Origin of the sequence: Kocuria sp. CNJ-770, assembly GCF_001942375.1 — a bacterium.
GTDB classification, from domain to species: domain Bacteria; phylum Actinomycetota; class Actinomycetes; order Actinomycetales; family Micrococcaceae; genus Kocuria; species Kocuria oceani.
On record NZ_MKJW01000152.1, the window covers coordinates 1 to 10,381 of the forward strand.

At 75.0% G+C, this 10,381-nt stretch carries 9 protein-coding genes and 2 pseudogenes; 7 read left to right on the forward strand and 4 right to left on the reverse strand.

The features are described from left to right. Positions 1-258, reverse strand: a pseudogene (locus BJF77_RS17895) (hypothetical protein); the annotation flags it as partial. 690 nt (positions 259-948) lie between these two features. Here BJF77_RS17895 and BJF77_RS17900 point away from each other — a divergent pair. Beyond that, positions 949-2,229 carry an ABC transporter permease gene (locus BJF77_RS17900; protein WP_075873022.1) on the forward strand — a complete coding sequence of 427 codons (1,281 nt, stop codon included), beginning with the start codon at positions 949-951 and terminating at the stop codon, positions 2,227-2,229. A gap of 24 nt (positions 2,230-2,253) precedes the next feature. Here BJF77_RS17900 and BJF77_RS17905 read toward each other — a convergent pair whose 3' ends face one another. The 3 genes from BJF77_RS17905 to BJF77_RS17915 form a co-directional block, all read right to left on the reverse strand. After that, positions 2,254-2,559, reverse strand: a complete 306-nt coding sequence (locus tag BJF77_RS17905; RefSeq protein ID WP_047801835.1) for a DUF4193 domain-containing protein — start codon at positions 2,557-2,559, stop codon at positions 2,254-2,256. 180 nt (positions 2,560-2,739) lie between these two features. After that, a complete protein-coding gene (locus BJF77_RS17910; protein WP_075873023.1) occupies positions 2,740-3,156 on the reverse strand; it encodes a CBS domain-containing protein in 417 nt (138 codons plus the stop codon). Between the two features lie 208 nt (positions 3,157-3,364). Continuing rightward, complete coding sequence (locus BJF77_RS17915) at positions 3,365-3,868, reverse strand: DUF3515 domain-containing protein (protein WP_075873024.1); 504 nt, start codon at positions 3,866-3,868, stop codon at positions 3,365-3,367. 64 nt (positions 3,869-3,932) lie between these two features. Here BJF77_RS17915 and thiL point away from each other — a divergent pair. The 6 genes and pseudogenes from thiL (at position 3,933) to BJF77_RS17940 (ending at position 10,324) form a co-directional block, all read left to right on the forward strand. Further along, a pseudogene (gene thiL, locus BJF77_RS17920) lies at positions 3,933-5,017 on the forward strand (thiamine-phosphate kinase). Between the two features lie 22 nt (positions 5,018-5,039). Continuing rightward, a complete protein-coding gene (locus tag BJF77_RS17925; protein ID WP_075873025.1) occupies positions 5,040-5,966 on the forward strand; it encodes a DAK2 domain-containing protein in 927 nt (308 codons plus the stop codon). A 12-nt stretch (positions 5,967-5,978) separates the two neighbouring features. Further along, entirely contained in the window at positions 5,979-8,276 is a 2,298-nt protein-coding gene (locus BJF77_RS17930; protein ID WP_075873026.1) for an ATP-dependent DNA helicase RecG, read from the forward strand. A gap of 34 nt (positions 8,277-8,310) precedes the next feature. Next, positions 8,311-8,715, forward strand: coding sequence for an RsmD family RNA methyltransferase (locus BJF77_RS17935; protein WP_369821443.1), 405 nt, complete (start codon positions 8,311-8,313; stop codon positions 8,713-8,715). Beyond that, positions 8,673-8,909: an RsmD family RNA methyltransferase gene (locus BJF77_RS22915; protein WP_369821444.1), complete on the forward strand. Its 237-nt coding sequence runs from the start codon at positions 8,673-8,675 to the stop codon at positions 8,907-8,909. The genes BJF77_RS17935 and BJF77_RS22915 overlap by 43 nt, the downstream gene beginning before the upstream one ends. Before the next feature lie 92 nt (positions 8,910-9,001). Continuing rightward, on the forward strand, positions 9,002-10,324 hold the full coding sequence (locus tag BJF77_RS17940) for a UDP-glucose/GDP-mannose dehydrogenase family protein (protein WP_075873027.1): 1,323 nt from the start codon (positions 9,002-9,004) through the stop codon (positions 10,322-10,324). Positions 10,325-10,381: the final 57 nt, after the last annotated feature.

Sequence of the window (10,381 nt, forward strand, 5' to 3'; positions counted from 1 at the left end):
GGACCACCTCCGGCGCGGCCGGCGCCACCTGGGCCGGCCGCGGGGCTCCACGGGCGCGGGATCGACCGGTGCGGGAGCCACGGCCGGGAGCTCGGCCGGCGCGGCCTGCTGCGCCGCGGGCTCGGCCAGACCCGGCGGGGCGTCTGCGGCCGGTGCGTCCACCGGTGCGGCGACGGCTGACGGCGCGCCCAGCAGCAGGCTCCCCACCAGCACGGTCGTCGACGAACCGGCGACCACCAGCTTTCTCGTAGCAGTCATGTCGATGTGTCTCCTGATAGTCCGTAGTCGGCCCGGGCCCACCCCAGGACCGCCAGCGCGCAGCACGAGCCCCTGACGATGTCGTCTCCGCACCCCCGTGCGGACACGACGGGACACGTCGTGCTGCTCCTCGTTCGGCCCGGACGGGACGACCGCCCGTTCGACGGAGCCGGAACCCCCGACCGAAGAACTGCTGTGCTTCAACTATGTACTCCTGCACATCGTTAGCAAGGGCGAACGGCTACGTGACGGTATGAGGCGACGGGCCCCGGCCGGGCCGCAGCGCCCGCCGCGCGGGCGCCCGCACGGGAGAGGCGCGGATCCCGGCCCTTCCGCCCGGCGCAACCCTGCACTAGTGGGGACACGTGTCCGGTCCGCACCACTATTCGCGAACGCACATGATGGACTCGGCAGGGCCCGGTTCGGGCACTCCGCCGGCCGCGCTCCGGAGGGCGGCCCGGTCCGTCCGAGGGGGAGAGGCAGCCGATGAGCTCAGTGGTGCCCGGGGCAGGAGACCCGGTGCCGGCGCACGGCGGGATCGTGGCGCTCAGCGGGACCGCGGTCCTTGGCCACGGCCCGACGCGGGCGGCCGGGCGCGCCCGTCGGTCCGCCCCGCGCGGGGGTCCCGTTGTTGGAGCCACCCGCCCCCGTCCCACCGGGCGGCGCGCTCGCCGGCGCCGGGGGCGTCCCGTGAGGTGGCCCGATCTACTGGGCTCCGCGGCGGCCAACACGCGGCGCGCGAGGATCCGCACCGGCCTGACCGTGGTCGCGGTGTTCATCGGCGCCTGCGCCCTGACGCTGACCTCCGGGATGGGCACCGGCGTGAACCGCTACATCGACGACACCGTGGCCGCCTTCGGCGACGCCGACGCGCTCTACGTCCAGAAGTCCCAGCCCCTCGTCGAGCTCTCGGCCGGAGCCGGGCCGCGCGAGTACGACCCGGACACCACGCGGATCCGCACGGGTTTCGGCGTGTCCTTCGAGGGGCTCTCGCCGGAGGACGTCGAGTTCCTCGAGGACCTCGACGGTGTGGCGTCGGTCAAGCCGATGTACGCGGTCTCGCCCACCTACCTGGAGGCGGCGGACGGCAGCCGCTTCCAGCTCTCGCCGGGCATCCCGGTCGACGCCGTGGGCCTGCAGATGGTGGCCGGCGGTCCCCCGGCCGCGGACCGCGACGAGATCGCGGTCCCGGACAGCTGGGTGGCCGACCTCGGCTACGCCTCCGCGGCGGAGGCCGTCGGGGGAGAGGTGGTCGTGGTCATGACCGACCTCGCGGAGCGGGACAGGGCGTTCCCGGCGCGGATCTCCGGGGTGACCCAGGCGAGCCTGGCGGGGACCTCGCTGAACCCGATCCCGTCCGACTCCTTCAACGAGCGGCTCTACGCGTACCAGGTGAGCGGCGGGCCGCAGCAGGTGCCCGAGAGCTTCGCGATGGCCACGGTCACCGTCGAGGACATGGGGCGGGCCGCCGAGATCCAGGCCCGGCTGGAGGAGCGGGAGATGCTGGGGCTGACGGTGGAGGACCAGCTCGGGATGTTCCGCACGGTCATCAACGCCATCGTGTGGATCCTCAACGCCTGTGCCGTGATCGCCCTGCTGGCCGCGGGCCTCGGGATCATCAACACGCTGCTGATGTCGGTGCAGGAGCGCACCCGGGAGATCGGGCTGATGAAGGCCATGGGGATGAGCGGGCGCACGGTCTTCGGGCTCTTCTCCCTGGAGGCCGTGCTGATCGGCCTCCTCGGTGCGGCCCTCGGCGCCGCCGCGGGCGTCGCCGGCGGCTCCGCCGTGAGCAGCGCGCTGGCCGAGGGCTATCTCTCCGGACTGCCCGGCCTGTCCCTCTTCGCCTTCGAGGCGGGGAAGGTCGCACTGATCGTGCTGGCCGTCATGGGGATCGCGTTCCTGGCCGGCACGATCCCGGCCGTGCGGGCCGCGCGGAAGGACCCGATCGCCTCCCTGCGCCACGAGTGAGCCGCAGCGGGCCCACCCGACGGGTCAGCTCTCGCACTCCAGGCAGTACTTCGCGCCGTCCTTCTCGCGGGCGAGCTGGCTGCGGTGGCGGACCAGGAAGCAGGACATGCAGGTGAACTCGTCCTCCTGCTCGGGCACCACCTGGATCAGCAGCTCCTCCTGGGACAGGTCCGCGCCGGGCAGGTCGATGCCCTCCGCCGTGTCCGCGTCGTCGACGTCGATCGCCGGGCTCTGGCTCGTGGCGCTGCGCTGGGCCTGGATCACCTCGAGGGACTCGTTGGCGGGTTCGTCCTCGGGCTTGACGCGGGGCTCGTCGTAATCGGTGGCCACGGGTGATCTCCTCCTGTGGATGGTGCGGTCGTTGAGGTGTCCACGCCACAACCCGGCGGGGAACGGGCCTATTCCCGTTCCCCGCGGCCGGTGCCGGGGAAGGCACCGATGGTAGCCCGCCCGGGGGTCGCGGGCACAAACCGCCCGGCGCGACCGTGCCGGGCGGTCCGTGCCCGGGGCTCAGTCGAAGGAGATCAGCTCGACGAGCTCACCCACGCGGTCCTCGGGCAGGGACCGGGCGATGTCGGCCTGGCTGATCATGCCCACCAGGGCGTGCCCGTCGATCACCGGCAGGCGGCGCACCTGGTGCTCCTGCATGGTGTCGAGGGCCGCCTCCACGCTGTCGTCGGCGCCGATCGTGACCGGCTTCCCCTGGGCCAGCTGCCCGGCCCTCACCTGGCGGGGGTCGGTGCCGAGCGCCAGGCACCGCACCACGATGTCTCGGTCGGTGAGCACGCCCTTGAGCCGGTCGTCCTCCCCGCAGATGGGCAGCGCGCCCACGTCGAGGTCCTTCATCTTCCGGGCGGCCTCCTCGAGGCTCTGGTTCTCCCCGATGCACTCCGCGCCGGGGGTCATGAACTCTCGTGCGGTCGTCACGGCTCGTCCTCCTGTGCTCTCGAGGTGCCGGGCGGGCACCGCTGCGGTCCGTGCGGACGGTCCCCGGCCGGGCCGGGCCACCCACGATAGTGAGCCCGGCAACGCGGAGGAACCGCCGCCGCGCCCCGCCCGTCACACTCCGCCGCGGGCCGTGCCGTTCGCCGGCGCCACCGTCCGGCGGCGGGCCCGCACCGATGGCAGGTGGGGGTCACAGTCCCTCGGCGGCGTCCTGCAGGTCGAGGCACTGGCGGTCGGCGGGGATCTGCTCGACCGCGGAGCCCAGCTCCACGAGCAGCGTCGAGGAGGCCACGGCGGTGCTGTCGAACACGACCTCCACCGCGGGGTCGCGGCCGTACGTGGTGGCGGTCCACGTCTCCCCGTCCTCGCCGTCCGCGCCGCCCTGACGGATCAGCCAGTCGACGTCGTTCACGGAGGAGCACGGGTCCGTGGTCGGGCCGGGGGGCGTCACCCCGCAGCGGACGACCACCGCCGTGGGCTCGCCGTAGGCCGTGGTGGCCTGGCTGGTGGTCTCCCGCTGCCCGTGCTCGCCGATGGTCTCCGGCATGGCGAGCATCGCCGGGGCGCACCCGGGGTCGGCGGCGTTCTCGGCGGGGTCCACGGTGACGGCCGGGGTGCAACCCGTGAGGACCGCGGCCAGGGCGCCCGCCGCCAGCAGGGCACGGGCAGGACGGGGCGGGGGGAGCAGGGGCATGCCACCAGCGTAATCCGTGGCCGGGGACGTTCCCGCGTCCGGGCCCGTCGTTAGGATGAGCGCCATGAGCCGACCCCCAGCGGACACCCCTGCACCCCACGCGCCGCCCCCGGCGGAGCCGACGGTCGGGGAGCTCTCGGAGGCGGAGCTGCTGGCGCGGGTGCTGCCGCTGCTCACCCGGCCGGCCGCCCAGGTGCTGCTCGGTCCCGGGGACGACTGCGCCGTGGTCGCGGCCCCGGACGGCCGGTACGTGATCACCACGGACACCCAGGTCCAGGACCAGGACTTCCGCCTCGCCTGGCCCAGCGGCGTGCTCACCACCGGCTACGACACCGGCGTCAAGTGCGCCGCGCAGAACCTCGCCGACGTGGCCGCGATGGGCGCCGTCCCCTCGGCCCTCGTCGTCTCGCTCACCCTGCCCCCGGACACCCCCGTGTCCTGGCCCGAGGACTTCGCCCGCGGCCTCGCCGCCGGGTGCGCGGGCATGGGGGCGCAGCGCTGCGCCGTGGTCGGCGGGGACCTCGGGGCCGGGCGGGAGCTGTCGGTCACGGCGACGGTGACCGGCGACCTCGAGGGCCGGGACCCGGTGCGCCGTGCCGGGGCCCGGGAGGGAGGCGTGCTCGCCCTGGCCGGCACGACCGGCCGCGCGGCCGCCGGGGTGGCCCTGCTGGAGGACCCCCGCTACCGGGCCGGGCGGGACGAGCTGCTGGACGAGCTCGCGGGGGCGCAGCTGCGCCCGTGCGCCCCGTGCCGGCGGGCCCGGACGCCGCCCGCGGCGGCGCCACGGCCATGATCGACCTCTCGGACGGCCTGCTCCGGGACGCCGGGCGGGTCGCGGCCGCCAGCGGTGTCGTGGTGGACCTCGACGGCGCGGCCGTGGCCGCCCTCGCCGTACCCCTGGAGCCGGCCGCCCGGCTGGTCGGGGCGGACCCCCGCGACTGGGTGCTCACCGGCGGGGAGGACCACGGCCTGCTGGCCGTCTTTCCCCAGGGCGTCCCCCTGCCCGGGTCCTTCCGTGCGATAGGCTCGTGTGCGCCCGCGCCCCCGGGGCACGACGGCACCCGCCCCCGGGTGCTGCTCGACGGACGAGCGCCGCACCTCGCCCTCGGGCACCCGGTCGGTGAAGGATGGGATCACTTTGAACCATAGGATCGGATCGAACACGGCCGTCATGCGGCGGTGGCTCGACCTGGCCCACCGCGATCTCGTGCGGCACAGTCCCGTGCTCAACGCCCTCAACGTCTTCCCGGTCGCCGACTCGGACACCGGGACCAACCTGGCGACCACCGTGCGCGCCGCCGCCGAGGCGGCCGGCGTGCTGGAGACCGGCGACGTGGGGGAGCTGCTCGCCCTGGCCGGCCAGGCCGCCCTGGAGGAGGCCCGCGGCAACTCCGGGACCCTGTTCTCCGTGTTCCTCACGGCGGTGGGCCAGTCCCTCGAGGGACAGACCCGGATGAGCGCCGAGTCCGTGCGCGTGGCCCTGCACGCGGGCCACGTGCGGGCCTGGAGCGTGCTCTCCGACCCGGTGGCCGGCACCATGCTCTCGGTGCTGGAGGCGGCCGCGGCCGTCCCCGTCCCGCAGGACGTGGGCGACGGGTCGAACCAGCAGCTGAAGGACTTCCTGGCCCAGGTGGGCGAGGCCGCCCGCGCCGCCGTCCTAGCCACCCCCGAGCAGCTCGAGATCCTGCGGGAGACCGGCACGGTCGACGCCGGGGCGCTGGGCATGCTCGTCGTCCTCGACGCGCTCGCCCGCACGGTGGGCGGGGACGACGCCGGGGACGAGGCCGGCCTCGACCAGCTGATCGACGACGCCGCCGCCCGGGCCGCGGGCGTCCACGCCGCCCCGAACACCGTGCACGGCGGCGTGGAGGTCATGTGCACCGTGGAGCTGTCCCCGCTGGACGCCGCGGAGCTGCGGCACGAGCTCAGCGAGGTGGGCAGCAGCGTGATCATGAGCGCGGTCTCCGAGGCCGGGGACGGCTACCGGTGGCGCGTGCACGTGCACGTGGAGCGCACCGAGGAGGCGCTCGCGGTGATCGGCGCCCGGGGCGAGGCCGTCAACCTCACGGTGACCTCCCTCTCGGAAGCGGACGGATGAGGCGCGCCTGAGATGGCCCGGTCCCACACCGGCGGGGCGTTCCCCGCCCCGGTCCCCGAGCTCGACCAGCCGCTCGCGCGCCTGCTGGGCCGCTCCACGGCCGACCAGCTGGCGAGGCAGCTCTCCGTGAGCACGATCGGGCAGCTGCTCGACCACTTCCCCCGCCGGTACATGCCCCGGGGCGAGCTCACCCCCTTCTCGGAGCTGCGCATCGACCAGCAGGTCACCATCGTGGCCGAGGTCGTCTCCGCCTCCACCCGCCAGATGCGCTCCCGCCGCGGGTCGATCACGGACGTGGTGATCACCGACCGCGTCTCCTCGGACCCCCGCCTCCTGTTCGAGGAGACGGACCCCGCCTCCGGCCGCACGATGCGGCTGAGCTTCTTCAACGCCTGGACCGCGGCCAGGGACCTGCCCCCGGGCACGCACGCCCTGTTCTCCGGGAAGGTCGGCCTGTACAACGGCGCCGTCACCATGACCAACCCGCACTACGCCATCCTGGACCCGGACGCCCCCGAGGCCGGGGAGAGTGCGGAGGAACGGGCCGGACGCCCCATCCCCATCTACCCGGCCACCGCCAAGCTCACCACGGACAAGATCGCCCGCGCCGTGCACTCCCTGCTGCCGGTCGTGGACTTCGCGGCGGTCCCGGACCCGCTGCCGGAGGGCATCCGCGAGCGGGAGGGGCTGATGGGCCTCGAGGAGGCGTACTGGCAGGTGCACCGGCCCCGGGACACGCGGGCCCATGGCGAGGCCCGCCGCCGGTTCCGCTACCAGGAGGCCTTCCTGCTCCAGTGCGCGCTCGCCCGCCGCCGGGCCGAGCTCGCGGCCCACCCGACCACCGCCCGCCCCGGCACCCCGGACGGGCTCCTGGCGAAGTTCGACGCCGCCCTGCCCTTCGAGCTCACCGCCGGGCAGCGCGCCGTGGGGGAGGAGCTCGCGGCGGAGCTGGCCGGGACCCACCCCATGAACCGGCTGCTGCAGGGCGACGTCGGCGCCGGGAAGACGCTCGTGGCGCTGCGCGCCATGCTCCAGGTCGTCGACTCGGGCGCCCAGGCCGCGCTGCTCGCGCCCACCGAGGTGCTCGCCGGACAGCACCACGGCTCCGTGCTGCGCTCCCTCGGCCCCCTCGCCCGGGGCGGGGAACTGGGCGGGGACCCCGACGGCACGCAGGTCGTGCTGCTCACCGGGTCGATGGGTGCGGCCGCGCGCAAGCGGGCGCTGCTGCGGATCGCCTCCGGGGAGGCCGGGATCGTCATCGGCACCCACGCCCTGCTCTCCGAGGTCGTCCAGTTCGCCGACCTCGGGCTCGTCGTCGTGGACGAGCAGCACCGCTTCGGCGTGGAGCAGCGCGACCGGCTCCGGGACAAGGCCGGCCGTCCCCCGCACCTGCTCGTGATGACCGCGACCCCCATCCCGCGCACCGTGGCCATGACCGTCTTCGGCGACCTCGACGTCTCCGTGCTGGACCAGCTGCCGGCCGGGCGGCAGCCCATCGCGACCCACACGGTGGGGCTCGTGGAGCACCCCGCCTGGGAGCAGCGCCTGTGGCGCCGCGCCCGCGAGGAGATCGACGCGGGCCGACAGGTCTACGTGGTCGCGCCCAAGATCGGGGACGACGACGAGGCCCCGCCCACCGGCTCCCTGGCCGAGTCCGCCCGGGCGGCCGCCGCCGAGGAGGAGGAGGCCGAGGCGCCGATGGCCTCCGTGGCCTGGCTGGCCGAGCTGATCGCCCGGCAGCCCGTCCTGGACGGCGTGCGCGCCGAGGTGCTCCACGGCCGGCTCGACCCCGTGCAGAAGGCCCGCCTCATGGAGGACTTCGCGTCCGGGGCGGTGCAGCTGCTGGTCTGCACCACCGTGGTCGAGGTGGGGGTGGACGTCCCCAACGCCACACTGATGATCATCGTGGACGCCGACCGGTTCGGCATCTCCCAGCTGCACCAGCTGCGCGGCCGGATCGGGCGGGGCGGGCACGCCGGGACGTGCCTGCTGGTCACCCGGCGCCCCGCCGAGCACCCCTCGCGGGAGCGCATCGAGGTCGTGGCCGGCACCACGGACGGCTTCGCGCTCGCCCGGGCCGATCTGGAGCTGCGCCGCGAGGGGGACATCCTCGGCGCGGCGCAGTCGGGAGGGCGGTCGACCCTGCGGCTGCTGCGCGCGCTCGACGACGCCGAGCTGATCGAGCGCGCCCGCCGGGACGCCGTCACCCTTCTCGGCGAGGACCCCGGGCTCGACGAGCACCCCGAGCTCGCCGAGGCCATCGAACGCTACCTCGACCCGGACGCCGAGGCGTTCCTGGACCGGGGCTGAGCCCGGTGCGGCCGAGGACGGGAGGAGCACGACCATGAGCAGGATCATCGCCGGGGCCGCCGGGGGACTGCGCCTGCAGTCCGTGCCGGGCCAGGGCACCCGCCCCACCACCGACCGGGTCAAGGAGTCGCTCTTCGCCCGCCTCGAGGCCTGGGGCATGCTCCACGAGGCCCGGGTCCTGGACCTGTTCGCCGGGTCCGGGGCGCTGGGCTGCGAGGCCGCCAGCCGGGGCGCGGCCGCCGTCACCCTGGTGGAGCGCCATCCGCCCGCCGTCCGGGTCTGCCGGGCCAACGCGGCCGTGGTGCACCGGGCGCTGGGCCGCGACGACGTCGTCGCGGTCCACCAGGCGCCGTCGCCGCCTACCTGGCCGATCCCGCGGCGGGCCCCTGGGACCTGGTGCTCGCCGACCCGCCCTACCCGCTGGGCGAACGCGAGCTGAGCGCCGTGCTGGCGGCACTGGTGGGCCGGCTGGGCGAGGGCGGGGTGGTCGTGGTCGAGCGCTCCTCGCGCTCGCCCGAGCCGGAGTGGCCGTCCGGGCTGCGCCGCTTCGAGCAGAAGCGGCACGGGGAGACCACCACGTGGTTCGCCGAGACGGCGCTCACATCTGCGCCGCCGCCCGGCGCGCCGCGCTGAGCAGGTGCGCCGCTGTGCGCCCCGGCCCTGACAAGATGCGACAGGCAACAACGAGCACGGGCCCGGCGGCCCGGGAGAGACGGAGGACGTCCATGAAGATCACGGTTCTGGGCACGGGCTACCTGGGGGCCACGCACGCCGCGTCGATGGCGGAGATGGGCTTCGAGGTCCTGGGCGTGGACGTGGACCCGGCGAAGGTCGAGGCCCTGTCCCGCGGGGAGCTGCCCTTCCACGAACCAGGACTGGGCGAGCTGCTGCGCAAGCACGTGGACACCGGGCGGCTGCGCTTCACCACCAGCTACGAGGAGGCCGGGGCCTTCGGCGACGTGCACTTCGTCGGCGTCGGCACGCCCCAGCGCGCCGGGTCCTTCGCGGCGGACATGCGCTACGTGGACGCCGCCGTCGGCTCGATCGCCGCGGCCGCCACGAAGGACTGCGTGATCGCCGGCAAGTCCACGGTCCCCGTCGGCTCGGCCCGGCGGCTGGCCGACCTCGCCCGCGCCTCGTCCCGGGACGGGGTGGACGTGTCCCTGGTCTGGAACCCGGAGTTCCTGCGCGAGGGCTACGCCGTGGAGGACACCCTGACCCCGGACCGGATGGTGCTGGGCGCGGAGGACGCGGCCGCGGAGGCCGTGATGCGCCGGGTCTACGCCCGCCAGCTGGAGGCGGGCGTGCCGCTGATCGTCACCGACTTCGAGACGGCCGAGCTGGTGAAGGTCGCCGCCAACGCGTTCCTGGCCACCAAGATCTCCTTCATCAACGCCCTCTCCGAGCTCACCGAGGCGGTCGGCGGGGACATCCGCACCCTCGCCGACGCGATCGGCCTCGACGAGCGGATCGGGCGGAAGTTCCTCAACGCCGGGGTGGGCTTCGGCGGCGGCTGCCTGCCCAAGGACATCCGGGCCCTGCGGGCGCGGGCCGCGGAGCTGGGCGTGGAGCAGTCGGTGCGCTTCCTGGCGGAGGTCGACGACATCAACGTCCGCCGCCGCGGGCACACCGTGGACACCGTCACCCAGATGCTCGGCGGCTCCGTGGTGGGCAAGCAGGTGGCCGTGCTCGGGGCGGCCTTCAAGCCCGACTCCGACGACGTGCGCGACTCCCCGGCCCTGGACATCGCCGCCCGGCTGCACTCGATCGGCGCCGAGGTGGCCGTCTACGATCCCAAGGCCAACGCCAACGCCGCCAAGCGCTATCCGCGCCTGGACTACGTGGACTCCCTCGAGGCCGCCGTCACCGGTGCGGAGGTCGTGGTGCTGCTGACCGAGTGGGCCGAGTTCAAGACGATGACCCCCGAGCAGCTGGACCCGCTGGTGGCCGTGCCGCAGATCCTGGACGGGCGCAACGTGCTCGACCCCGAGCGCTGGGCCGCCGCCGGCTTCTGCTACCGGGCCCTCGGCCGCCGGGCGACCATCTGAGCTCCTCCCGTGCTCGCACCGCGGCGACGGCCGCCGCTGCCTCGGCAGCGGCGGCCG